Consider the following 23,216-nt stretch of genomic DNA (forward strand, 5'->3'; position numbering starts at 1 on the left):
CCGGCGGCGATCGCGAGGATGACGGAGAGCAGAACCCTACGCACGGGAATCACCACTCATAGAGGTAGGTCGATGGGAGCGCTCCCACAAGCATCGGTGTCATCCCCGTGCGAGTCAAGAGTCAGGAGGATAGCGCTGTGCGTGCCGAAAACCCCATCCCACCTCCTAACCAGGGAGTTCCGCCACGACTGCTTGGTTTGGGCGCCGCGTATGTGAACACGTTCAAGCTCGCCGGACAAGATTCGTGAACACGTTCAAGAGTAGGACCTCAAGAATTTGAACGCGTTCATGATCTTGCCGGTTCCGCGATGGATGAGGTGACTTAGTGGTCCGAGCCGTAAGTCCGTCGGGGGTTGACGGGTGACGGGTGGGGTCAGGGTGTGATGGTGCCGATGTGGATGTCGCAGACGAAGTCGAAGGCTTCTTCAGTGGTGCCGCTGAACCAGACCTGACTCTCGTAGCTGTTGCTGCTGGCCACGTAGATCGCGGTACCCCAGCGGTGCGCCGACCCGCCGTACCGTAGCCGCATCAGCGGCATCTGGTCCCCGTCGGTGAGTTCACCGGTGACGTACGCGAACTGGCCGCGGTAACGCACATCCACCGCGGCCAGCTGCGGCCGCTTCAGCTTGGCGTGCTCGCGCAGCCGCTGCGCCAGAGAGATCTTGGTGGACTCGGGAATGGCGGGCATGGATCACATCCTGCCCTCGGGCGTGTCGATATGCGGCCATGGGCGCACGACACGGCAGTCTCGCCCGCGCCCCTGACACATGATCACTTCGCGAAGGGCCGCCCGTGCCACCCGCCCTAACCGAGCGGCGTTGGGGCTAGCTCCCGAAGCGGCGGGTGGTGACTCGCTCGGCGACTCCGGAGTGATCAAGGTAAGGGGTGATGCCGCCCAGGTGGAAGGGCCAGCCGGCGCCGAGGATCATGCACAGGTCGATGTCGGCCGCTTCGGCCACGACACCCTCGTCCAGCATCAGCCGGATCTCCTGCGCCAGCGCCTCCAGTACGTCGGTCCGCACCTGCTCCTCGGTCAGCGGCTGGTTTCCGACCGTCAACAGCGCCACGACCTCGGGGTTCAGCTCGTCGTCGATCAGCAGCGGCTTGCCGGAACTCGCGATGACCGACAGGTTGTCGCTGACGCCGAACCGGTCCGGGAACTGCTCGTGCAGCACCCCGCCGACGTGCGCGGCGACTGCCGGGCCGATCAGGTCGAGCAATGTGAACGGTCGCATCGGCAGGCCCAGCGGGTCCAGCGCGCGGTTGGCGACCTCCGGCGCGGTGCCGGCGTCGACGGCCCGGAAGATCTCGCCGACGAGCCGGGCCAACACCCGGTTCACCACGAACGCCGGGGCGTCCTTGACCAGCACGCAACTCTTCTCGAGCTGGGTGCCCACCGCGAACGCGGTCGCGAGGGTCGCGTCGTTGGTGTGCTCCGCCCGTACGATCTCCAGCAGCGGCGTCATCGTGACCGGGTCGAAGAAGTGCAGGCCCACCACCCGCTCGGGGTGTTCGAGGTCGGCGGCCATCTGGGTCACCGACAGCGACGAGGTGGTGGTGACCAGAACGCACTCCGGCGTGACGATCTTCTCGATCTCGGCCCATACCTGTTTCTTGACCGACAGGTCGTCGAAGACCGTCTCGATCACCAGGTCGGCGTCGGAGAACGCTGACCTGTCCACCGATCCGGACACCAGGCTGCGCAGTTCCGCCGCGCTGCCGGTAGACATCGTGCCGTTGGCGACCTGCTTGTCGATCTCGCTGTGCACCTCGCCGACGCTCTTGTCCAGCCGCTCGGAGTCAGGGTCGGTGAGCACCACCGGGACCTTCAGCCGGCGGGTGAACAGCAGAGCGAGCTGGGACGCCATCGGGTCGGTGCCGATGATGCCGACCTTGGTCACCTTGCGGGCCAGCGCCGGGTCCGGTGCGCCGGTCGGCTGTTTGGCTTGCCGCCGCACCAGGTCGACGGCGTAGAGCGAGCTGGCCAGCTCGGGGGTGAAGGCAAGGTCGGCCAGCGCCTCGATCTCGGCGTCCAGATTGGCTTGCGTGACGCCGTCCTTGGCGAGTGCGAGCAGCTTCATCGCCTTGTCGACCGACGGCATCGCACCGTGCAGCTTCTTGTCCAGCTCCACCTTGGCGGAGCCGAGCACCGCGTCCCACGTCGCGGAGCGGTCGATCTCCGGCCGGCGGACCGTGATGGTGCCGTTGACGACTCCTGCGGCCCATTCCAGCGAGCGCTGCAGGAAGTCCTCCGGCTCCAGCAGGATGTCGCCGATGCCGAACTCCGCGGCCTGCCGGCCATTGAGCAACGTGTTCTGCATCAGCGGGTTCTGCACGATCACCTGGAGCGCCGGGGTGATCCCGATCAGGTTCGGCAGCAGCTGCGAGCCGCCCCAGCACGGGACGAGGCTGAGGCCCACCTCGAACATGCCCAGCGTGGTGATGTCGCTGGACAGGGTGCGGTAATGGCAGTGCATCGCGACCTCCAGGCCACCGCTCACCGCCACGCCGTTGACGAAGGCGAAGGTCGGCACGCTGCTCTCGCGCAGCTTGGCGAAGGCCGTCTGGCCCATCCTGCCGATCTCCAACACCTGGTCCCGACTGGTCATCATCGTCGCGAAGCTGCCCAGGTCGGCGCCGGCCAGGAAGATGTGCGGCTTGCCGGTGACCGCGATGAAGGACGGCTGGGCGGCCAGCGCGGCATCGATCGCCTCGGACAGGCTGGCCAGCCCGCCGGGCCCGAACGTGTTGGGAATGGTGTGGTCGAACCCGTTGTCGAGCGTGATCAGCGCGGCCGGCCGGTCCAGGCCGGGCACGGTGACCGAGCTCAGCCTGGCGTGCGTGACGATCTCGGTCGGGTTGGTGGGTGCCATGGTGACGTCCCTTCTGCTACCAAGGTTGTCGGATTATGTTCGTAATTTAATCAATGTCCACGAGTTGGCGTCATCGCGGGGAAAGGAGGGCTATGCCTGCTGGTTCGCGGCGCCGAGGTATTTGCCGAGGTGTAGCTCCACCTCATCGGCGCCCAGGTCGGCGACGAGCTTGCCGAAGCCGGGCGCCCGGTCCTGGAATCCCGGCCAGGTGAGCGAGGTCAGGAATTCTCCGTACGCCGTGACCAGGTCGGCGTCCGGCGGCAGAGATGCCCGGTTGACCTGTGCCTTGGCGGCGGCCAGTGCGGTCTTGTCGAAGGAGGCGAGGCGGGCCGCTAGGGCGTCGACGAAGCTGTCCAGTTCGGCGTCGGGCATGGCGCGGGTGACCCAGCCGTAGCGCTCGGCGAGATCGGCGTCGTAGTCGTCGCTGCTGAGGATGGCTTCCAACGCCCGGTCCCGGCCGATCAGCCGAGGGAGGCGTTCGGTGCCGCCGCCGCCGGGAAGCAGGCCACCGCCGACCTCGGGATGGCCGAACACCGCGTGCTCGCGGCTGGCGTAGCGCAGGTCGCAGGCCAGCGCCAGTTCGTTGCCGCCGCCTCGAGTCCGCCCGCGGATGGCGGCGATGCTGATGAACGGCGCCTTCGACAGCCGCAGGACGAGATCAACGGTGGCCGGCAGCGAGCCCTCGGCCGGGACGAAGCCGGCCGCCTGGGTGAGGTCGAAGTGGTTGAAGAAGTAGTCGGGGGTGCTGCTGGTGAAGACGACGACCTGCACCTGCGGGTCCTCGGTCATCTCCACCACGAGATCGCGCAGCGTTGCGACGGTCTCCGGCAGCATCAGATTCACCGGAGGGTTCGCGAACGTGATCTTCCGGATCTGCGGGGTCAGTCGTTCGAAGCTGATCGTGCTGGACTGGGTCATCGCGTTCTCCTTGAAGGTTTGCAGGACCACTCAGCGTGGGCTGTACAGCGCGGAAAGCTGGTCTGTGTCTGGGTGCGTGCACCAACGAGGCCCGTCGCCAGGCATGGGTCGCAGCCATTGCCGGTGCATGGCCTCATTGGCCGAGTTCGGTGGCTTTCGCGAGCAGTTCGTGCTGCGGGACGACATGGTCGACGGCCCCGTTCGCGAGAGACTGGGCGGGCGTGAGCGGCGTGCCCTCGAGGAGGGCGACCAGGGCCTTGTGGGTGCCGATCAGGCGGTCAGGCGGGGGCTGCCGCCACCGCCCGTCATGACTCCGAGCAGGATCTCGGGCATCGGGTTGCAGTACTAGGCGAGCGCGGCGTCGAGACCGAGAGCCGAACCGTTGAGGGTGGCGACGAAGGTAACGCCGCTGCGGTTCATCCGCAGGAACGTCTTGTTCATGCGCCCGAGCTGAATGGCTCCCCACCGCGGGGTCTTGCGCAACACCGGCTCCAGCGCAGCCGCCCGGTCCGCGCCGGGCGTCCGGCGGACCGTGACGGCCCCCGCAGCCGTCAGAACATGGTGTTGTCGTTAGCGGAGTTCTCCGGCACGGCCTGCGCGGCGGACCAGTGTTCGACGATCTTTCCGTCCCTGACGCGGAAGAGTTCGAGGACCGCCCAGCCAGGCGCGCCCGGTGTGTCGATGTAGTGGCTGTGGACGGCGACCAGGTCGCCCTCGGCGATGACCCGCTTCGGCACCACGCTGAGCTGCGGGAACTGTGCGAAGTACGCGCCGAGGCCGGCTTTCGCGCCTGCCGCACCGTCGGGGGTGTCCGGGTGGTGCTGGTGGTACTCGGTGCCGATGTAGGTGTCGATGGCGGTCAGGTCCTTGTTCACCATGAGCTGGTCGAAGAAGGCTGTGACCAGTTTCTTGTTGTAGGCGGTGTACCACCGCTGTCCTGGCGCCTCGGTCTGCGGACCGCTGAGGGTGGCGAACATGTCGTTGCCGCTGGCCGTGGTCGCTGGGACTTCTTGCAGGACGTCCCAGTGCTCGGCGATCTTCCCCTCCTGGAAGCGGAAGATGTCGAACACGGCCATTCCCGGGGTGCCCGGGACGAGGACGCTGTGGGAGTGCAGGAGCACCATGTCACCGTCGGAGAAAGCCCGCTTTTCGTGGTGCACGGCGTCCGGGAACTGCTGCTGCATTCCGGCACCGAAGGCTTTCATGGCCTCGGGGCCGTCGGGCGCGAGGGGGTTGTGCTGGATGTAGTCCGGCCGTACGACCCGGTCGATGACGGCCGTGTCGCCTCCCGTAAACACGGCTTTGAGGACCTGGGCGGCGATCTGCGCCTTCCCTGCCTCGGCAACGGTGAGCACGATTTTGCCGGTGGTGCGGCCGGTTTCGCCGAGGGCGTGGGCTTTGGCGGCCTGGTCGAGGGGGAAGATGGCCTCGATGTGCGCGCGCAGCGCGCCGGTCTCGACCAGGGCGGCGATGGCCTGTATGCCGGCGTGGTCGGCCTCGACCAGCAGCGACTCGTAGCGGATGCCGCGCTCGGCGATCGCCGCTAGTTCGGCAGGGTCGACGGGTACGGGCAGGATTGAGACGAGGGTGCCGCCCGGGCGCAGCACGGCCAGCGAGCGGGCGCGGCCGACCGGGTCGAACGAGACCGGGTCGAGAACCACGTCGATGTCCGTGACGGTCTGGGCGATGTCGACGCTGTGGTAGTCGATCACCTCGTCGGCGCCCAGGGAGCGGACGAAGTCGTGTTTGGCGGTGCTGGCGGTGCCGATGACGTATGCGCCGCGGGATTTGGCGATCTGCACGGCGAGGTGACCGACGCCGCCGGCCGCAGCGTGGATCAGGACCCGCTGCCGCGGCTGGACGTCGGCGGTCTCGACCAGTGCCTGGTAGGCGGTGAGCGCGGCCAGCGGCAGGGCGCCGGCCTGGACGTGGTCGATGCCGGCGGGCTTATGCGTGAAAGCGCGGGCGGGCGCGGTCACGTATTCGGCATGTGCGCCGACTCCGCCCGGGTAGGGCAGCATGCCGAAGACCTCGTCGCCGGGTTTGAAAATGGTGACGCCCGTGCCGACGGCCTCGACGACGCCGGAGACGTCCCAGCCGAGCACCAGTGGCATCTGGGCGACGGTCATGGGCTGGGCGCGGTTCTTCCAGTCGGTCGGGTTGACGCCGGCGGCGTGGACCGCGACGAGGATCTCACTCAGTCCCGGCGCCGGTTTGGGAATCAGTGTCTCCTGAAGCACGTCGGGGGGTCCGTAGGTGTCCTGGCTGATGGCCCGCATGGTTTCCGGCTTCGTCATGTGATCATCGTGCTCGCGGCGGGCTTCCGCTACCATGGCAGGATCGCCAATTTTCGACGGGATCCTGCCATGAGCGACGTGCATCGAGTTGTCGTCCTCGCATCCCACGGCGTGTACCCCTTCGACCTGGGCATCCCCACGCGGGTCTTCGGCGTCGCCGATGGCCGCTACGAGGTGGTGACCTGCACCGCCGACGGTCGCCCGGTTCGCACCAACGCCGACTTCTCGATCACCGTCGACCACGGGCCGGAGGTGTTGCGCACCGCCGACACCGTGGTCATCCCGCCGTTCGGTACCACCGACTTCAGTCGTCAAACGCCGGTCGACGTGGGGCAAGCCCTGGCGTTCGTGTCCCCCGGCGCCCGGATAGTGTCGATTTGCACCGGCGCGTTCGTGCTGGCCGCGGCGGGGCTGCTGGACGGGCGGCGGGCCACTACGCACTGGGCCGCCGCGGACGTCTTCCGTGAGTGGTATCCGCAGGTGGACCTGGACCCGAACGTGCTGTTCGTCGATGAGGGTGACGTGCTGACCTCGGCCGGCGCCGCCTCCGGCATCGATATCTGCCTGCACCTGGTCCGCAAGGACCACGGCAGCGAACTCGCCAACCATGTGGCCCGCATGTGCGTCGTCCCCCCGTGGCGCGACGGGGGCCAGGCGCAATACATCGTCCGCCCGGTCCCCGATGCCACGGCGAACGACACATCCGCCGCACGCCAGTGGGCGCTGCAGAACCTCCACCTGCCACTGACCCTGACCGACCTCGCCGAGCACTCCCGCATGAGCCTGCGCACCTTCGCCCGCCGCTTCAACGAAGAAGTCGGCATAAGCCCGGGGCGCTGGCTCATCCAGCAACGCATCGACCGGGCACAACACCTTCTGGAATCCACCGACCTGGCGGTCGACGAGATCGCCGTCCAGGTCGGCTTCGCCGGCGGCACGTCGCTGCGCGAGCACCTGCACGCGGCCATCGGCGTCTCACCGATCGCCTACCGGCGCACCTTCCGGGGAGCGCTGGCACAGAACCGGTGACCGAACGGCTCTGCCGCTGTCTCGCCCCGGCGGGGAACGGAGGACCGATACGGTGCCGACCCGGCGGGCGCGGCCGTCATCCGCGCTGGCGCCAGGCGGCGAAGGGCTGGAGTATTTCCTCGGCGAACACCTGTCGCCTCAGCATCGCGACACCCCCGCGAGGGACTGCGCTTGGGCTGTAGACAATCCTTCCCCCGTTGGCCGGCCAAGTCTTCCGCCGACCCGACCAAGTTGCGAGTATGGTTGTAATTTAATTTCGTCCATCGTCTTGCCCTTGCTTCGAGACAAGGACCGCGATGTCAGCGGCCCCGATAGTGGCCGAGGCGCCGGCCCATGTGTGTCCGATGCTCTTCCGCCTCGGGCACGTCCTGTGGCTCAGCGGACGGCGGAGCAACACCTTCAGGCAGGGAGTGAACCCGGAGGCGGATTTGAAGTTTGTCCCTTCGGCCGTGGCCGTCGAGGGGGCCACCTCGTGCGGCCCTATCGCTGGAGGAAGTCGAGGGCCTTGGCGACGAACTGGGCGTGGAACTGGAAGATGCCGCCGTGCCCGGCGTCGGGGTAGATCACCAGCTCGCTGTCCGGCAGGCGCCTGGCCAGGTCGAGTGAGTTCGAGGTGGGCACCATCCGGTCGGTGTCGCCGTTGGCCACGAGCACGGGCTGACGGATGACGGAGAGGTCGTGTGGGCGTTCCAGTCCCCAGGCGTGGATGGCGTCGAGCTGGGAGAAGTAGGACTTGAGCTTGATCGGCTTGTCGCGGTTCTCGGTGCGTTCCTTCAGCCGGGCCAGGAACTCCTTGCCGGCCCGGCGGCCGTTCGGGGTCCGGGTGAAGAAGAGGAACTGTTTCGGGTCCTGGAAGGTGAGTAGCGCCCGGACGGTGTCGAGGTGCGAAAGTTTGGTGACGTTCTTGATGCCCTCGCCGCCGGCCGGGCCGGTGCCGGCGAGGATCAGTTTGCGGAAGAGCTGAGGGTCGCTCTGCACCATCACCTGGGCGATCATGCCGCCCATGGAGAAGCCGAGCAGGTCGACCTGGGTCAGGCCGAGCGCGTGGATGAAGGTGAGAGCGTCGGCCGCCATCGCCTGGATGGTCTTCGGGGTGGTGCCGGTGGAGGCGCCGACGCCCCGGTTGTCGAACGCGATGACGTGGTGTTTGGTGGCGAGGCCGTCGACGACCCGGGGGTCCCAGTTGTCCAGCACCGCGGCCAGATGGGTGACCAGCACCAGCGGGACGCCGGTCTTCGGGCCGAGCTCGCGGTAGGCGAACTCGACGCCACCGGCGGAGATCGTGCGGGTCGGCGCGGACTTGTATGACGTCACCACACCGTGACGTGCTTCCTGACTGTTGTCCATGACTATCTCCTTGTCTGATGAACTCTCGAGCGAGGCGGACCCAGTGCGATGGAGCGAGGTGACGCGCCCAGCGCGTGATCAAAGTATGACCGTAATATAATTGCTGCGCAAGCCCCGGAGCTCATCAAATGCAGCTAGCAGACATACGAGGGTTTCCTCGTCGAGCGCTACCGCAAGGACGGCCCTTTCGAGCCGCCCCCGTGCCCGAACGACGGTGCGACGCGGGAGCGACAGCCCATCCGAGGAAGGGCCTGGCCTCTCCCAACGGGCTGGGCGAGCGCGCCGAAATGCGAGATCCTCACCGTGGCGGCCTTCGACGTCCCCGCCGGCCTCGGGCGCCACACCGTCGCGCAGCTGAACACACTCGATGGCAGGCTGGCTGACGAAGTCGGCGAGAGACGGCTACCGGAGGAACTGCGACAGGGCGGCGGCTGTGGCGGCGGGCGCTTCCTCGGCGAGGAAATGTCCGGCGGAGGCGATGGCGGTCGTGGACACGTCGGTGGCGTAGGACTGCCAGACGGCGGCGACGTCGTAGTGCCGGCCGACGAATCCCGCGGTGCCCCACGTCACGAGCAGCGGGCAGGTGATCCGGTCGCCGCGGGTGTAGCCGGCGTCGTCGTGCTCCAGGTCGATGGTGGCCGCCGCGCGGTAGTCCTCGCAGCTCGCCGCGATGGCGGCGGGGTCGCGGAAGTGCGTGACGTACTGCTCGACGGCGGTCTCGTCGAATGGGTGGCCGCCGGCGGACCAGGCGGCCAGCTTTGCCCGGAGGTAGAACTCGGGGTCGCCGGCGATGAGGTGCTCCGGGAAGCCGGGCGGCTGGGCCAGGAAGAACCAATGTTCGTAGGCCATCGCGAGGGCTGTGTCCGCGGTGGCGAAGACGTGCCGGGTGGGCACGATGTCCAGGACGGCGGCACGGCTGACCCGATCGGGGTGGTCGAGGCACATCCGGTGCACGACCCTTGCGCCACGGTCGTGTCCGACCGCGGCGAAGCGGTCGAAACCGAGACTCGCCATCACCGCGACCTGGTCCGCGGCCATCGTTCGTTTGCTGTACTCGGCATGGTCGGTTCCCGCAGCCGGTTTCGTGGATCCGCCATAGCCGCGCAGGTCCGCCAGCACGACGGTGTGGCGCTCGGCCAGGATCGGGGCGACCTGATGCCACATCACGTGCGTCTGCGGATAGCCGTGCAGCAGCAGGACCGGTGGTCCGGTGCCGGCTGTGCGGCCGGTGATGCGGATCCCGTCGACGTCCACCTCGACTGGTGCGAACCCCGCGAGCAGCTGTGCCATGTCGCCCACTCCCGCCTCGCGCTCTGCTGCCTGCTGTCGGTTCAGAGTTTGACGATCATCGTGCCGTGGTTCTCGCCGCGCATCAGCGCGAGGAACGCGTCCAGGATGGGGGCTCCGGCGCTGCGCGTGAGACGCTGACGCTTCTGCTCAACCGGCGTCCTGTCGCCGGCCTTCGGTGCCGAGCAGTGTGAGGGCGCTCTGGATGCCCTGCTCGAGGACGACGTCCGCGAGGTGCCGATCGGCCAGGGCGCGGGAGAGTTGCAGCGTACCCACCATCAGAGCGTAGATGCTGAACGCCTGCACCCGTGCCGATCGCGGGTCTTGGGGCGCCACCCGGGCGGCGACGTCGTCGATGACGGTGAGGACACCGTCGGTGTACGCCCGTTTGGTCGCGTCCGCGCAACGGGCGATCTCGTCGAGCAGCGCGGCCGACGGGCAGCCGTGCTCGGGGCTGTCGCGGTGCTGGACCGAGAGATAGGTACGCAGGATCTGCTCGACCCCGGCATGGCCGGGCGCCGCCGCGCCGAGGGCCTCGCACTGCTCGCGGAGCTGGTCGGCGACCGCGGTGGCGACCAGGTCGTCCTTGGAGTCGAAGTGGGCATAGAAGGCGCCGTTGGTCAGGCCCGCGTCAGCCATGAGCGCGGCGATCCCCGAGCCGTCGATGCCGTCGGCCTTGAATCGGCGCCCAGCCGCCTCGATGATGCGCCGCCGCGTCTCCTGCTTGCGCTCCCTGCCGTACCGCACCCCGCACGCTCCTTCACTCGTCCGGCCGACGGCTGGTCGCCGCCTCCGGGCCCACATTGAGCGTACGGCCGTAATTTAATTTCTTCCAACCTATTGCCCGACGCCTCCTCCCGCCCTATGGTCGTATGAGCGTAATACAAACGACCGGGGAACCGACGATGACAGCGACACGGCTGGTGGCACTCGTGACGGGTGCGTCCACGGGCATCAGCGTGCTGCGCCACATCGCGCCGGCCCGGACCTTCGACAGCAGCGTCCGCAACCTCAACCGGATGCCGAGCCGACGCTGACCGTCGAGCCGGCGAACACGGCTGTACGGCAGACCAAGCACCTTGTTGCATCACCGAACCGGCTGGGCGCGACGAGCGTGCCCGAGCACAGACAGGAGTGTCATCGTGGAAATCAGTCCCCAGGCGCAGCAGTTCGCGCAGTTCCTGGAAAGCGTGCGCGCCAAATCGTCCACGCCCGGCCTGGACCTGGGCATCGTCCGCGACATCGTCGAAACGCACCACCTGGCGTCAACCGAGCCGGAGGGCGTCACCTACGCCGAGGTCGACGCCGGCGGCGTCCCCGCCCTCTGGTGCATCCCCGCCGGCGCCGACCCCGACCGGGCGCTGCTGCACTTCCACTTCGGCGGCTCGGTCACCGCGTCGATGCATTCGGACCGCAAGGCCGCCGGGCACATCGCGAAGGCCGCCGGGATCCGCTCGCTGGTCGTGGATTTCCGCTTGGCCCCCGAACACCCCTACCCGGCACAACTCGACGACGCCGAGACCGCCTACCGGTGGCTGCTGGCACAGGGCTACCAGCCGCAGCACATCGGCAGCACCGGCCACTCCATCGGCGGCACCCTCGCGATCATGCTGCCGCTACGGCTGCTCGCCAACGGTGAACCCACCCCCGGCGCGATCGTCAGCATCTCCCCGTGGACCGATCTCACCATCGCCAACCCCAAGGTCGACGAGAACGCCGAACACGACAAGATGCTCAGCCGCACCACCCTCGAACTCTTCCGGGGAGCCTGGCTGCAGGACCCGGCCCTGGACTTCGCCGACCCGCGGATCAGCCTCGTCAACGCCGACCTGACCGGCCTGCCACCCACCGTCGTGCACTACGGCGAGTACGAAACCCTCGCCGGCGACGGCGCCGAACTTGCCCAACGCCTCACCGAATTCAAGGTCACCTCCGAGGTCCACCCGATGCCCCAGGGACAGCACTCGTTCATCCTCGCAGCCGACCGCGTACCCGAAGTCGACCAGGCAATCGGGCAGATGGGCCAGTGGCTGCGCCGGCACCTCGGCGCCTGAACGGCGGACCTCACCCGTCATCCCAACAACCGAAAAGGACAGCGTCATGAGTACTTTTCTGGCTGACAAAGCCGAGAACCTGTCGGTGGAGGGCCCTTCCGCCACGTTCACCTACCGGCGTATCGGCCGGCCGGGCGGGACACCGGTGGTGCTGCTGAACCGATTCCGGGCCACCATCGACTGGTGGGACCCGGAGTTCCTGGACCTACTCGCCGCTGACCACGACGTGATCCTCTTCGACACCGTCGGGACCGGCTACTCCACCGGTGAGCCCCGCGACTCCCTGGACGGATTCGCCGACGGCGCCATCGAGTTCATCGAGACCCTCGGCCTGCCCCAGGTCGACTTGCTCGGCTGGTCGATGGGCGGCTTCGTGGCCCAGCGCATCGCCCTGCGCCGCCCGGAACTGGTGCGCCGGCTCGTCGTGGCGGGAAGCGGCCCGAACGGCTGGCTGCCCGGGGCCCCGGCCATGAACGAGAAGGTCGTGGCCATCATGCAAAAGCCGGGCGGCGGCAACGCGGACGACCTGCTGTACCTGTTCTACCCCGACACCGAAACCGGACGCGCCGCCGGACGACGGCACCTCGACCACATCTCGACCCGCCTGAACGCCGGCGGCCCGGCCGTGTCCGAGACCACCGCCCAGGGCATGTTCACCGCGGTGAGCCAACTCCTTCAAGTCACGCCGGAGCAGGTGCGAGCGGAACTGGAAGCCATCAAACACCCCCTGCTGTACATCTGCGGACAGCACGACGTGATGGTGCCCGCCTACAACTCGTACGCGGCGATCCGGTACCTCGACGCGGCCACCTTGATCATCTACGGCGACGCCGGGCACGCCCTGATGTTCCAACACGCCAAGACCTTCGTCGCGGACGTGACCACCTTCCTCGCCGCCTGACCCAGCCCGCCGATACGGCTCGGTGAACGGGCCGGATTGGCAGGCCGCCGCCTCGTCTCACCCCGGCCGGAAAAGGCCTTCCCCGACCCGACACCTCAAGGAGACCGCGATGACCCAGCCCAGCACGATCAGCGTGCAAGCACCGACACCCAAGATCCGCACTGTCACGTTCGCGAACCCGCCGGTGAACCTGATGGTTCCGGAGACCGTCCACCGGCTGCGCGAGGTGATCACCCAGTTCAGCGACGATCCGCGGGTTCAGGTCGTCGTCTTCACCAGCGACACGCCCGGCTTCTTCATCAACCACTTCGATCTCGCCCAAGCCGGCGAACTGCTGACCCAGGACGCGGACGCCACACCCGCCTGGATCGACCTTGTCGAGCGGCTGTCCACGGCACCGTTCATCAGCATCGCCGCCATCCGCGGCCGGACCCGCGGCGCGGGTAACGAGCTGGCCCTGGCGTGCGATCTGCGCTACGCCAGCCGCGAGCAGGCGGTGTTCGGCCAGCCGGAGGTCGGTATCGGCATCCTCCCCGGCGGCGGGGGCACCCAACGCCTGACCCGCCTGCTCGGCCGCGACCGGGCCCTGGAAGTCGTGCTGTCCGCCGACGACTACGACGCCGACACGGCGCACCAATCCGGCTGGGTGACCCGGGCCGTACCCGACGCCGACCTGGACGGTTTCGTCGACGCGATGGCGTCACGCCTGGCATCGTTTGACAAGGGCACGCTGCAGGCCGCCAAGGCGCAGATCAACCAGGCGACGCTGCCGCCGCGGACCGAACTGCTCGCGGCATACACCGCATTCGCCACGTCGCTGACCTCGCCCGCATTCGCCGCGCGCGCCCAGGAAATGGGAAAGCTCGCCGAACAGAAGGGCCTCGACGTGGAACTGCGCATGGGCGACTACCTCGGCGTCGCCAACCAGCAGATCTGATTCCCCGCGTGACCGGCCGCGCGAATGCCACGGTACGGGGGCGCAGCACCACCAGGCGACCGGCGGCGAATCATCGAGACGGCCGGACACCGGCTCGGGCAGGACGACGACGTCGACGGGCTCTGGTATCGGCCCGCTGGTGGCCGGCGCCGGGGCGATTCGCCGCGCACACGCCGCGGGCCGGGTACAGATCCAGCCGCCCGCCCAACGCCATGACCATCGCGAGCGCTCCTGCACACTCCACCTCACCGATCGACCAGGAGTCACCATGAAGGCCTTCGTCGTCACCCACTACGGACCCGACGGGCTCCGCGCGGCCGACATCCCCACACCCCCGGTAGGGCCTCGTGACGTCCTGGTCGACGTCAAGGCCGCCAGCGTCAACCCCCTCGACAAGATGGTGCGCAACGGCGAGTTCAAGCAACTCCTGAAGTACCAGCGCCCGTTCACCCTGGGCCACGACGTCGCCGGAATCATCACCCGAGTCGGCGCCGACGTGCACGAATTCAAGGCCGGCGACGAGATCTACGCACGACCACGCGACCTGCGGACCGGCACCTTCGCCGAATCGATCGCGATCGACGCCGACGACGTGGCCATCAAGCCCGCCTCGCTCTCCTTCGCCGAGGCCGCCGCCGTACCGCTGGTGGCGCTCGCCGCTTGGCAGAGCCTCGTCGACCTCGCCGACGTACGCCCCGGGCAGAAGGTGCTCGTGCACGCCGGTGCGGGCGGCCTCGGCTCGACCGTCATCCAGTTCGCCAAACATCTCGGCGCGTACGTCGCCACCACCGCCCACACCCGCGACCTCGACAAAGTCCGAGACCTCGGCGCCGACGAAGCCATCGACTACACCACCACCGAGTTCACCGACGTCCTCCACGGCTACGACGTCGTCCTCGACTCCCTCGGCCCGGCCAGCCTCGAAAAATCACTGACGATCCTCAAGCCCGGCGGACTCGCCATCAGCGTGGTCGGCCCACCCGACCCGGCCTTCGCCGCACAGCTCGGCCAGCCGCTGCTCAAACCGGTCATGGCCCTGCTCAGCCGCAAAGTCCGCCGCCGGGCGAAGCGACTGGGCGTCCGATACTCGTTCTTCTTCATGCACGCCGACGGCACCCAGCTCAAGGCCCTGGCAGCACTCTACGACGCCGGCACCCTGCGCCCCGTCCTCGACCGCACCTTCGATTTCGACGACACCCTCGACGCCCTCGCCTACGTCGAACAGGGCAAGGCCAACGGCAAGATCGTGATCACCCGCTGACCACGACGCCGGTGCAGCCGCACTGCCGTTGACCGTCCCCAGCCGGGACGGCTCCGTCATCGGCCAGACGTACTCGTGGCCAACGGCGAAAGCGACCGGATGGTGCCGACCCGGAACCCGCTCGACCGGGCACGACGGCTGCCGGACAGCGATCTGGTGATTGATCTACCCGACGCGGGGCACGGCGGGATCTTCCCGTTTCACGCGCAGTTCGTCGACAAGAGGCGGCCCCTAATGCTGTCGAACCGACGGTCGTGGGGGCCGCCCGGACGGCATCCGGGCTGCTGCGGCGCCATGCTCAGCGAAGGAACTCCTGGGCGTTCTGCATACCCAATTCGAGGACCTCGTCGGCGAACTTCGGGTCGGACAGGGAGCGGGACAGCTGCAGTGTGCCGACCGCCATCGTGTACAGCCCGAGCGCCTTCGCCCGCGCGGATTGCGGATCGTCAGGAGCCAGGCGGCCGGCGATCTCGTCGACGATGACCCGCGCACCGTCGGTGTAGGCATCCTTGGCTGCGGTCGGGCAGCGCCCGATCTCGTCGAGCAGCGCGGCGGACGGGCATCCGTCGGCGGGGTTGTCCCGGTGCTGCGGCGACAGATACTCGCGCAGGAACTCTTCCAGTCCCGCCCGGCCGGGTGGCAACGCGCTGAAACTCTCGGCCTGGGAGCCCAACTGGTCGGCGACCACGTTGGCGACCAGGTCGTCCTTGGACGCGAAATGGGCGTAGAACGCGCCGTTGGTCAATCCCGCGTCCGCCATCAAGGTGGCGACGCCGGAACCATCGATACCGTCCTGCTTGAACCGATGACCGGCCACCTTGATGATCCGCTGCCGCGTCGCCCGCTTGTGCTCCTTGTCGTAACGCGCCACCGGGCACCTCCAATCGCTCGCCAAGGGCCTTACGGCGCTCACCCGCAACTATAGCCTTACGTGCGTAATATTACGATCAGCGAACAAACCGATCGATGATCCCGGCCCGCCCCGGAGGCGGGTTCAGACGACCTTGAGCTGCCCCGCCATCGATCAGGAGCCGGTGATGTGGCCGCAGCAAGCTCGACAGCCTGCGAGTCCTTGAGGAAGCGGGTGTGAACCCACCGTCGTACGCCACCGCCAAACGGCGGCTGTCGATGTTCGCCGACCCGACATGGCGGCAGCGGCTGGCTGCGGCGTGTGCCACGCAGGCCGGGCTGGGCCCGGCGTCGCTGGTGCTCTACGACGTATCGACGCTGTAATTCGAGACCGATGCCGGCGACGGGTGCCGCGAGCTGGGGTTTTCCAAGGACTGCCGTCTGGAGCCGCAGATCACCATCGGTCTGCTGACCGATGCGTCCGGGTTCCCGCTGATGGTTGAGGCGTTCGAGGGCAACAAGGCCGAGACGACCACAATGCTCCCAACGATCCGGGCGTTCATGGCAGCGCACCGCCTACCGGACGTGACGGTGGTGGCCGACGCGGGCATGATCTCGGCGGCGAACCAGAGCGATCGAGGACGCCGGACTGTCGTTCATCCTCGGCGCCCGCATCCCCGACGTCCCTTACTGTCAGCACCGGCGACGTGGTCGACGCGGCGGTGGCGGCGCCCCATGCTGGTAGGCCTGAACCGGACGTCAGTGGGAGGCGCCAGGATCCTCCGCCAACGCGGGGATGGTGAATGTTCTCCGGAATCGTTCCAGCGCGACGACGGGGTCGCCGGCGGCCCAGCCTTCGAGGCCGACGGTGCCGTGGTAGCCCATCTCGGTGAGGGTCCGGGCGATCGCCGGGTAGTTGATCTCACCGGTGCCGGGTTCGCAGCGGCCGGGGACGTCGGCGACCTGGACCTCGCCGATGAGGTGGCCGGCCCGGCGTAGCAGCTGGATCAGGTTTCCCTCGCCGATCTGGGCGTGGTAGACGTCGAACATCATCCGTAGATGCGGGCTGTCGACGGTTTCGACGAGGGTGAGCACGTCCGCCGCCCGGGCGAAGGGTGTGTGCGGGTGGTCGACGTCGACGTTGAGGTTTTCCAGGACGAAGGTGACGCCTTCGCGGCGGCCGAGTTCGGCGATCCGGTGCAGGGTTTCGCCGGCCTTGAGCCACTCGGCGCCGGTCACCTGGTATGACGGGACGGCGGGCAGGCCGCGGTTGTCCAGGCCGGTGCCATGCAGGTTGAGCACGGGACTGCCGAGTTTGTGCGCAACCGGGATGGATTGCCCGACGGTTCGCAGCAGTTCGTCGGCGCCGTCGGGGTCGGCGAGCCGGCCGGTGATGTATCCGGTCATGGAGGTGAAGGTGGCGCCGGTGGCCGCGAGCGCGTCGATGTCCTTGGTGGTCCAGTCCCAGATCTCGACGGCGAACCCGAGCTCGTGGAGGCGCCGCACCCGGTCCAGGTGAGGCAGGTCGAGGAAGAGCATCTCGGAGGAAGCGGCGAGGGTGAACCCGGTCACGCGTCGACCTCGCTGATCGGGACGGGCCGGCCGGCCTTGACAGACTCGATCGCTGCCAGGGCGAGAACCAGGGCCGCCCGTGCGTCATGCCCGGTGACCTCTGGCGTCGTGTCGTTGCGGGCAGCTCCGATGAAGGCGGCCATTTCCGCGGTGTAGGCGTCGTGGAACAGGGCGGCGTCTCCTCGTACGGTCTGTTGTCGGATCCCGCTGGCGGTGTAGTGCCGCATCGACGTCTGCGCGTGGGCGCCTGCGGTGACCATGCCGGCCGAGCCGAAGACCTCGCCGCGGACGTCGTACCCGTATGCGGCGGAGAAGTTGGCCTCGGCGGTGGCGATGGCGCCGTTGTCGAAACGGATCACGACGACCGACGTGTCGAGCAGGCCCGACGCCTTGTAGGCGGGCGCGACCAGGGCGTCGGCCACCGCGTACACGTCGACCGGGCGCGCGCCGGGGTTGAGCCACAGCAGAGCGTCGAAGTCGTGGATGAGGGTCTCCCGGTAGATCGTCCACGGTGGGACACGCTCGGGATTGGCCAGGCCGGGGTCCCGGGTGACCGAACGCAGCAGCTGCGGTGTGCCGATTCCGCCGGCCGTCACGACCTGGTGGGCGGCCCGGAAGTCAGCGGCGAACCGTCTGTTGAATCCGACCTGCAGCGCGACGCCGGCGTCCTTGGCGGCGACGATCGCCCGGTCGGCCTCGTCGAGGGTGAGCGCCATCGGCTTCTCGCAGAAGACGGCCTTGCCGGCCTGGGCCGCGGCGACCACGAGTGCGGCATGGGTCCGCGCCGGGGCGACGATGACGACCGCGTCGATCGAGGGATCGACGATCGCCTCCGCGGGGTCGCCGGTCCATCTCGGACAGCCCACCGTTGCCGCAAGGCGCTGGGCGGCGCCGTCGGCGGGGTCGGCGATGACGGCCAGTTCGGCGTCGGGGATCCGGCGGGCGAGGCTTTCCGCATGGAAGCTGCCCATGCGTCCCGCGCCGATGAGGGCGACCCGGGTCGGGGCGGAGGTGGTAGCGGTCATGACTCCTCGCTCGTGGTGCTGGTGGGGGTGTTTTCGTGGATGCCGAGGGCAGCGACGTCCTCGGCGATGGCCCGGGCGATCGAGCTTTCGGCGGGACCGCTGCGTTCGAGTTCGTGGGTGAGTTCCTCGAGCTCGGCGCCGCCGGCCATGAGGGCCGTCATGGCGTCGCGACTGATGTCGGCCTTGGCGTAGTCGCCCATCGAGTGGCCACGATTGAGCAGCAGGAAACGGTCGCCGACGGGGTAGGCGTGGTGCGGGTTGTGGGTGATGAAGATGACCCCGAGGCCTCGGTCGCGGGCCTGGGCGATGTATCTCAGGACGACCCCGGCCTGCTTGACGCCGAGGGCGGAGGTGGGCTCGTCGAGGATGAGCAGGCGGGCGCCGAAGTGGACGGCGCGAGCGATCGCGACGGACTGCCGCTCGCCGCCGGACAGGGTGCCGACGGTCTGGTCGGGATCGCGGATGTCGATGCCCATGTCGCGCAGTTCGCGCCGGGCGATCGCGCGGGCTTCGGCCCGGTCGATCCGGCGGAGCTGGGCCCAGCCCTTGCGCGGTTCGGAGCCGAGGAAGAAGTTCCGCCACACCGACATCAGGGGGATCATCGCGAGATCCTGGAAGACCGTGGCGATGCCGGCGTCGAGCGCCTGCCGCGGGTTGGCGAACGTCGCCGGCGCGCCGTCCAGGAGCAGTTGGCCCTCGTCGGGCTGGTGCACGCCGGACAGGATCTTGATCAGCGTGGACTTGCCCGCGCCGTTGTCGCCGAGCACGCAGGTGACCTCGCCGGCCCGCACGCTGGTCGAGATGTTCTTGAGGGAGATGACGCTGCCGAAGAACTTCGACACACCGCGCAACTTTAGGATCGGGTCGGTCATAGCGATCTCCTGCGGGCGCCGAGGCCGCGGACGAACTGGTTGGCCAGGACGGCGACCAGGAGCATTCCGCCGAGGAAGAACCGGAACCAGTCCGAGTCCCAGTTGGCGTAGACGATCCCGGCCGAGGTCATGCCGAAGATGAGCGCGCCGATCGAGGCTCCCACCACGGAACCGAATCCGCCCGTGAGCAGGCACCCGCCGATGACCGCGGCGACGATGAAGACCAGCTCCTGCCCGACGCCCGCGACGGCCTGGATCGAGTTGAACCGCAGCACGATGGTGTTGCCGGCGAACCAGGCCGCGAACGACACGGTCATGAACAGGATGATGGTAGTCCGCGCGGCGGGGACTCCGACATTGCGGCTGGCGTTCTTGTCGCCGCCGATCGCGAAGATCCAGTTACCGAAACGGGTCTGGAACAGCACCCAGGACCCGACGGCCGTGAACAGCAGCCACCAGAAGACCGCGATCGGGATGGGCTGGCCGGCGATGGTGATGTTGCTGGCCAGCAGCGCGTGCGGCCCGGAGACGTACGGCTCCTTGTCGATGCCTTGGACCTGCACGGTGTTCGTGATGAGCTTGGTGAGGCCGACGTTCAGGCCCTGCAGGCCGAGGAACGTGCTGAGCGTGATGATGAAGCTCGGCAGGCCGGTGCGGACCACCAGGAACCCGTTGAGGAACCCGATGGCCAGGCACAGGATCAGCGATTCGAGCATCGCCACCCAGATGACGGTGTGGGCGTTCTGGGTGAGGATGGCGGTCGCCAGGCCGGCGGTGCCGACCATCGTGCCGGCGGACAGGTCGAAGTGGCCGCCGATCATCAGCAGCGCCACGGCGACGGCCATGATGCCGATCGGGTTCGAGGCGAGGTCGAGCCAGTTTGCGACGCCGCTGAACGACCAGAAGACGTCGCTGAGCGACGAGAAGAAGACGAAGATCAGGACGGCGCCGATCAGTGCCCCCAGTTCGGGTTTGAGCAGGAGCCGGCGCAGCAGCCCGAGGCGGGCGATCCGCTCGTCGGCTCCGGCTGTCGTGGCCACCATCGTGGGTGCCTCCAACGGTGAGTGGGCGGTGCCGGGTGGGGCCGGCCGGCCCCACACGGTCGCTGGTCAGCGAGTGCCGGATTCCGCGAGCTTGGCGACCTGGGCCGCGTTGTCGGGCGTCACGAAGCTCGGGCCGGTCAGGACCGGCTGCCCGCCGCCGATGAGGTTGAGGTTGGACTTGTAGAGGGTGAGCAGGACGATCGGCATGTAGCCCTGGGCGAACGGCTGCTGGTCGACCGCGAACAGCGCTTTCCCGCTGGTGAGCAGGGACGTCACGTCGGAGTTCAGGTCGAACGTCGCGAGCTTCGCCGAGGAGCCTGCGTCGGCGATCGCCTGCGAGGCGATCACGGCCATCTGACCGCCGAGGGTCAGGACCCCGTCGATGCTCTTGTCGGCCTGCAGCTTCGCCTTGATGGTCGCCTGAGCGGCGGTCGGGTTGTTGTTGTCGACCTGCAGATTGTCGGTGGTGCCGCCCAGGCCCGCCTTGGCCGAGCTGCACCGCGTCTCGAGGGCGACGTTGCCGGCCTCCTGGATGACGCAGAGCAGGTGCTTGACGCCGGCGTCCTTCAGCCTCTCGCCCGCGGCCTGCCCGGCAACCGTCTCGTCCTGCCCCACGTGCACGAGCGCGCCGAACTCCTTGGACTGGGCCAGCCCGGCGTTGATGGTGATGACCGGGATCCCGGCCGCGACCGCCTTCTGGATCGAGGCCTTCAGCGCGTCCGGGTTGGCCATCGAGACGACCAGCCCGTCGACCTTCTGGTTCACCGCCGCGTCGATCAGCTGTGCCTGCTTGGTGGGGTCGCCGTCGCTCTGGTAGTCGACGGTGACGCCCTCGTCCTGGCCGCCCTTGACCGCGCCGGCCTTGACCACTGACCAGAACGCGTCGCCGGCGCTGCCGTGTGTGACCACGGCGAACTTGTACGGGTAGCCGGAGCCCCCGGCGGCGGGGGCGGCGCTCGCCGCCGGCGTGGACGAGTCGCTGGTCGACGTGCAGGCGGCCAGGGGCAACACGAGCACCGCTGCCAGCGCGGCGTGCCTCAACCTCTTGTTCATGATCGTTCCCTTTCTGCCCGCTGCTATGCAGACCAGGCACTGATCGCCGTATTCCGGCGGGACAAAGGCATGCGGGCCCGCGACGACCGGCGGGCGTGGGTGGAAGAGGCACGGGATGCGATGGGGGCAGGGACCCACTGGTGGCGCTGCTTGTGGCAGCGGGAGCACCGCGGCGGCGGGCGTACGCGGTCGGCAGCTGGCTAGTGACCAGAGTCACACCGCCTGCCGCTTGACCTTTAACGCTAAAAGCTGAGTGAACTATGATGGCTCGGCCGTGAGACGTCAAGACCCGACATCAACTTCGTGTCGGACTCGTTGCTGTAGCATTTCCGCGACTTCCCGGAGAGAGCCCGTGACAGCGAACCCATCTCGGCGGCGGCCGCGCGAGCCGCGACGGGTGACGCTTGCCGATGTTGCGGAGCGGGCCGGTGTCTCCACGATGCTGGTGTCGCTGGTGATGCGGGGGCGGCCAGGAGCGAGCCCCGCCAACCGGGAGCGTGTGCTCCAGGTGGCCCGCGAGCTCGGCTACGTCCCGGATGCCCGGGCCAGGGTCCTGCGCCAGGAGCGGACGAACCTGCTCGGCGTGACGTTCGCCGTCCAGCAGCCCTTCCACTCCGACCTGGTCGAGGGCATCTACTCGGCCGCCGACACCGCCGGCTACGAGGTCGTCCTCAGCGCCATCACCGGCACCCGGGCCGAGGCACGCGCAATCGAGACCCTGCTGGCCGAGCGGTGCGAGGCGCTCATCCTGCTCGGCCCGCAGACGCCCAAGCGGCAGCTGCTCGAGCTCGCCGAGCGGCTACCCGTCACCGTGGTGGCCCGCGGCGTCGCCGATCCCACACTGGATGTCGTGCGCACCGCGGACGTACGAGGCATCCAGCTCGCCGTCGACCACCTGGTAGAACTGGGGCACACCAGGATCGCGCACGTCGACGGCGGCACCGCCCCGGGCGCCGCGCAGCGCCGCAAGGGCTACCGCGACGCCATGCGCCGACACGGCCTCGCCGAATTCGAGCGGATCGTCCACGGCGGGCTCACCGACGACGACGGGGCCCGGGCGACCAGGCAACTACTGACCACCCTGCCCCCGTCGACCGGCATCTTGGCCTTCAACGACCGCTGCGCGACGGGTGTGCTCGACGCTCTTTTCCGGGCACGACTGCACGTTCCGGACAACGTCTCCGTCATCGGGTTCGACGACGCCCACATCGCCGCGTTCTCGCACGTCGATCTCACCACCGTGCGCCAAGACGCCAAGGTCATGGCCCGCCTCGCCGTCGACCACGCGCTCAGCCGACTTGACGCCGATGGCCCGTCACTCGCCCGCGAGACCGTGGTCCCGCCCACGCTGGTCGTGCGAGGCACGACCGGGCCACCACCTCCATCCACTGCATGACCGCGCATCACAACTAGCCACGCGAAGGACATCCCACGGGCATCACCCCGCAGAGTGACTGCCACGTCGGCCCCGCAGACTCACCGTGAAACAAAGTCGGTGAACAGCAAAGCGGGTGTGCGTGATGTCGGGTCCGGGTGTGATCTTCAAGCGGTGCGGGTGCCGCGACGCCAACCGGCGGCGCCTCGAGCAGTCCTGCCCACGACTCGGCGAACGCGGGCCGTGCCGAAACTCCGTGCGTGCCCGTGAGCTGGCACTTTGAAGATCTCATCAGGCTGCGCGGTGGTACTCGTTGATCACACCGCCGAGGCGTTGCCGGCGTCGTACCGGGGCGTCCATCGCGATCACGACGGCCGGGTCGTGGTTCGGCGGTAGCTGTTGCCGGGCTTGATGCGGGCGGTGGTCGTTGAAGTGGTTCACGTACTCGCCGACCACCGCGAGGGCGTGCCGTTCCTGGTAGATCAACAGCCGGTCGGTGCACTCCTGACGCAGGCTGCGGCCC

21 protein-coding genes and 1 pseudogene are annotated in these 23,216 nt (G+C 68.4%); 8 read left to right on the forward strand and 14 right to left on the reverse strand.

Going from position 1 to position 23,216, the window contains the following annotated elements; genetic code table 11:
- Positions 1–373: 373 nt before the first annotated feature.
- From IH26_RS0150390 to IH26_RS64365, 4 genes are all read right to left on the reverse strand, one after another.
- Positions 374–688 carry a hypothetical protein gene (locus IH26_RS0150390; RefSeq protein WP_030443454.1) on the reverse strand — a complete coding sequence of 105 codons (315 nt, stop codon included), beginning with the start codon at positions 686–688 and terminating at the stop codon, positions 374–376.
- Between the two features lie 136 nt (positions 689–824).
- Positions 825–2,873 carry a 3-hydroxyacyl-CoA dehydrogenase NAD-binding domain-containing protein gene (locus IH26_RS0150395; RefSeq protein ID WP_030443455.1) on the reverse strand — a complete coding sequence of 683 codons (2,049 nt, stop codon included), beginning with the start codon at positions 2,871–2,873 and terminating at the stop codon, positions 825–827.
- A gap of 90 nt (positions 2,874–2,963) precedes the next feature.
- Positions 2,964–3,791, reverse strand: a complete 828-nt coding sequence (locus tag IH26_RS0150400) for an enoyl-CoA hydratase/isomerase family protein (protein ID WP_030443456.1) — start codon at positions 3,789–3,791, stop codon at positions 2,964–2,966.
- Between the two features lie 551 nt (positions 3,792–4,342).
- Positions 4,343–6,196, reverse strand: a complete 1,854-nt coding sequence (locus IH26_RS64365) for a nuclear transport factor 2 family protein (RefSeq protein WP_157437842.1) — start codon at positions 6,194–6,196, stop codon at positions 4,343–4,345.
- Here IH26_RS64365 and IH26_RS0150415 point away from each other — a divergent pair.
- On the forward strand, positions 6,158–7,117 hold the full coding sequence (locus IH26_RS0150415) for a GlxA family transcriptional regulator (RefSeq protein WP_030443458.1): 960 nt from the start codon (positions 6,158–6,160) through the stop codon (positions 7,115–7,117). The genes IH26_RS64365 and IH26_RS0150415 overlap by 39 nt on opposite strands.
- Before the next feature lie 480 nt (positions 7,118–7,597).
- Here the strand turns inward: IH26_RS0150415 and IH26_RS0150420 are convergent, their stop codons facing one another.
- The 3 genes from IH26_RS0150420 to IH26_RS0150430 all read right to left on the reverse strand — a co-directional run bounded on the left by IH26_RS0150420 (position 7,598) and on the right by IH26_RS0150430 (position 10,498).
- Positions 7,598–8,464 carry an alpha/beta fold hydrolase gene (locus tag IH26_RS0150420; RefSeq protein ID WP_030443459.1) on the reverse strand — a complete coding sequence of 289 codons (867 nt, stop codon included), beginning with the start codon at positions 8,462–8,464 and terminating at the stop codon, positions 7,598–7,600.
- A 402-nt stretch (positions 8,465–8,866) separates the two neighbouring features.
- On the reverse strand, positions 8,867–9,754 hold the full coding sequence (locus IH26_RS0150425) for an alpha/beta hydrolase (protein ID WP_051810003.1): 888 nt from the start codon (positions 9,752–9,754) through the stop codon (positions 8,867–8,869).
- A gap of 147 nt (positions 9,755–9,901) precedes the next feature.
- Positions 9,902–10,498 carry a TetR/AcrR family transcriptional regulator gene (locus IH26_RS0150430; protein ID WP_030443461.1) on the reverse strand — a complete coding sequence of 199 codons (597 nt, stop codon included), beginning with the start codon at positions 10,496–10,498 and terminating at the stop codon, positions 9,902–9,904.
- A 158-nt stretch (positions 10,499–10,656) separates the two neighbouring features.
- On the opposite strand from IH26_RS0150430, the gene IH26_RS64155 reads away from it, so the two are divergent.
- The 5 genes from IH26_RS64155 to IH26_RS0150455 all read left to right on the forward strand — a co-directional run bounded on the left by IH26_RS64155 (position 10,657) and on the right by IH26_RS0150455 (position 14,904).
- Entirely contained in the window at positions 10,657–10,788 is a 132-nt protein-coding gene (locus IH26_RS64155) for a hypothetical protein (RefSeq protein ID WP_281179865.1), read from the forward strand.
- 105 nt (positions 10,789–10,893) lie between these two features.
- Complete coding sequence (locus IH26_RS0150440; protein WP_030443462.1) at positions 10,894–11,805, forward strand: alpha/beta hydrolase; 912 nt, start codon at positions 10,894–10,896, stop codon at positions 11,803–11,805.
- Between the two features lie 46 nt (positions 11,806–11,851).
- Positions 11,852–12,706 (forward strand): alpha/beta fold hydrolase, encoded by an 855-nt coding sequence (locus IH26_RS0150445; protein WP_030443463.1) that lies wholly within the window; start codon positions 11,852–11,854, stop codon positions 12,704–12,706.
- Positions 12,707–12,815: 109 nt separating this feature from the next.
- Positions 12,816–13,643, forward strand: coding sequence for an enoyl-CoA hydratase/isomerase family protein (locus IH26_RS0150450; RefSeq protein ID WP_030443464.1), 828 nt, complete (start codon positions 12,816–12,818; stop codon positions 13,641–13,643).
- A 268-nt stretch (positions 13,644–13,911) separates the two neighbouring features.
- Complete coding sequence (locus IH26_RS0150455) at positions 13,912–14,904, forward strand: NADP-dependent oxidoreductase (RefSeq protein ID WP_030443465.1); 993 nt, start codon at positions 13,912–13,914, stop codon at positions 14,902–14,904.
- Between the two features lie 298 nt (positions 14,905–15,202).
- Here the strand turns inward: IH26_RS0150455 and IH26_RS0150460 are convergent, their stop codons facing one another.
- Positions 15,203–15,775 carry a TetR/AcrR family transcriptional regulator gene (locus IH26_RS0150460; protein ID WP_030443466.1) on the reverse strand — a complete coding sequence of 191 codons (573 nt, stop codon included), beginning with the start codon at positions 15,773–15,775 and terminating at the stop codon, positions 15,203–15,205.
- 176 nt (positions 15,776–15,951) lie between these two features.
- On the opposite strand from IH26_RS0150460, the pseudogene IH26_RS59150 reads away from it, so the two are divergent.
- Positions 15,952–16,441 (forward strand): annotated as a pseudogene (locus IH26_RS59150) (IS1634 family transposase); the annotation flags it as partial.
- 71 nt (positions 16,442–16,512) lie between these two features.
- On the opposite strand, the gene IH26_RS0150470 reads toward IH26_RS59150, so the two are convergent.
- From IH26_RS0150470 to IH26_RS0150490, 5 genes are all read right to left on the reverse strand, one after another.
- Entirely contained in the window at positions 16,513–17,325 is an 813-nt protein-coding gene (locus IH26_RS0150470; RefSeq protein WP_211268919.1) for a TIM barrel protein, read from the reverse strand.
- On the reverse strand, positions 17,322–18,350 hold the full coding sequence (locus tag IH26_RS0150475; RefSeq protein ID WP_030443468.1) for a Gfo/Idh/MocA family oxidoreductase: 1,029 nt from the start codon (positions 18,348–18,350) through the stop codon (positions 17,322–17,324). The genes IH26_RS0150470 and IH26_RS0150475 overlap by 4 nt, the downstream gene beginning before the upstream one ends.
- Positions 18,347–19,222: an ATP-binding cassette domain-containing protein gene (locus tag IH26_RS0150480; RefSeq protein WP_084599840.1), complete on the reverse strand. Its 876-nt coding sequence runs from the start codon at positions 19,220–19,222 to the stop codon at positions 18,347–18,349. Before IH26_RS0150480 ends, IH26_RS0150475 begins: the two co-directional genes overlap by 4 nt.
- Positions 19,219–20,265 carry an ABC transporter permease gene (locus IH26_RS0150485; RefSeq protein ID WP_030443470.1) on the reverse strand — a complete coding sequence of 349 codons (1,047 nt, stop codon included), beginning with the start codon at positions 20,263–20,265 and terminating at the stop codon, positions 19,219–19,221. Before IH26_RS0150485 ends, IH26_RS0150480 begins: the two co-directional genes overlap by 4 nt.
- A 66-nt stretch (positions 20,266–20,331) precedes the next feature.
- The gene (locus IH26_RS0150490; RefSeq protein ID WP_030443471.1) at positions 20,332–21,318 is read right to left on the reverse strand and encodes a sugar ABC transporter substrate-binding protein; all 987 of its coding nucleotides are present in this window, start codon (positions 21,316–21,318) and stop codon (positions 20,332–20,334) included.
- Between the two features lie 397 nt (positions 21,319–21,715).
- Here IH26_RS0150490 and IH26_RS0150495 point away from each other — a divergent pair, with 397 nt between their 5' ends.
- Positions 21,716–22,714 carry a LacI family DNA-binding transcriptional regulator gene (locus IH26_RS0150495; protein ID WP_034218047.1) on the forward strand — a complete coding sequence of 333 codons (999 nt, stop codon included), beginning with the start codon at positions 21,716–21,718 and terminating at the stop codon, positions 22,712–22,714.
- A 270-nt stretch (positions 22,715–22,984) separates the two neighbouring features.
- Here IH26_RS0150495 and IH26_RS0150500 read toward each other — a convergent pair whose 3' ends face one another.
- Entirely contained in the window at positions 22,985–23,206 is a 222-nt protein-coding gene (locus IH26_RS0150500; RefSeq protein WP_063763918.1) for an integrase core domain-containing protein, read from the reverse strand.
- Between the last annotated feature and the right edge of the window lie 10 nt (positions 23,207–23,216).

The sequence above is a fragment of the Actinoplanes subtropicus genome (assembly GCF_000721705.1).
In the GTDB taxonomy this organism is placed as follows: domain Bacteria; phylum Actinomycetota; class Actinomycetes; order Mycobacteriales; family Micromonosporaceae; genus Actinoplanes; species Actinoplanes subtropicus.

Excerpts from the sequence above, each read along its gene's own strand:
- IH26_RS0150390 (WP_030443454.1), bottom strand. The coding sequence starts at position 688 with ATGCCCGCCATTCCCGAGTCCACCAAGATCTCTCTGGCGCAGCGGCTG.
- IH26_RS0150395 (WP_030443455.1), bottom strand. The coding sequence starts at position 2,873 with ATGGCACCCACCAACCCGACCGAGATCGTCACGCACGCCAGGCTGAGC.
- IH26_RS0150400 (WP_030443456.1), bottom strand. The coding sequence starts at position 3,791 with ATGACCCAGTCCAGCACGATCAGCTTCGAACGACTGACCCCGCAGATC.
- IH26_RS0150415 (WP_030443458.1), top strand. The coding sequence starts at position 6,158 with ATGAGCGACGTGCATCGAGTTGTCGTCCTCGCATCCCACGGCGTGTAC.
- IH26_RS0150420 (WP_030443459.1), bottom strand. The coding sequence starts at position 8,464 with ATGGACAACAGTCAGGAAGCACGTCACGGTGTGGTGACGTCATACAAG.
- IH26_RS0150425 (WP_051810003.1), bottom strand. The coding sequence starts at position 9,754 with ATGGCACAGCTGCTCGCGGGGTTCGCACCAGTCGAGGTGGACGTCGAC.
- IH26_RS64155 (WP_281179865.1), top strand. The coding sequence starts at position 10,657 with ATGACAGCGACACGGCTGGTGGCACTCGTGACGGGTGCGTCCACGGGC.
- IH26_RS0150445 (WP_030443463.1), top strand. The coding sequence starts at position 11,852 with ATGAGTACTTTTCTGGCTGACAAAGCCGAGAACCTGTCGGTGGAGGGC.
- IH26_RS0150450 (WP_030443464.1), top strand. The coding sequence starts at position 12,816 with ATGACCCAGCCCAGCACGATCAGCGTGCAAGCACCGACACCCAAGATC.
- IH26_RS0150455 (WP_030443465.1), top strand. The coding sequence starts at position 13,912 with ATGAAGGCCTTCGTCGTCACCCACTACGGACCCGACGGGCTCCGCGCG.
- IH26_RS0150475 (WP_030443468.1), bottom strand. The coding sequence starts at position 18,350 with ATGACCGCTACCACCTCCGCCCCGACCCGGGTCGCCCTCATCGGCGCG.
- IH26_RS0150480 (WP_084599840.1), bottom strand. The coding sequence starts at position 19,222 with ATGACCGACCCGATCCTAAAGTTGCGCGGTGTGTCGAAGTTCTTCGGC.
- IH26_RS0150485 (WP_030443470.1), bottom strand. The coding sequence starts at position 20,265 with ATGGTGGCCACGACAGCCGGAGCCGACGAGCGGATCGCCCGCCTCGGG.
- IH26_RS0150490 (WP_030443471.1), bottom strand. The coding sequence starts at position 21,318 with ATGAACAAGAGGTTGAGGCACGCCGCGCTGGCAGCGGTGCTCGTGTTG.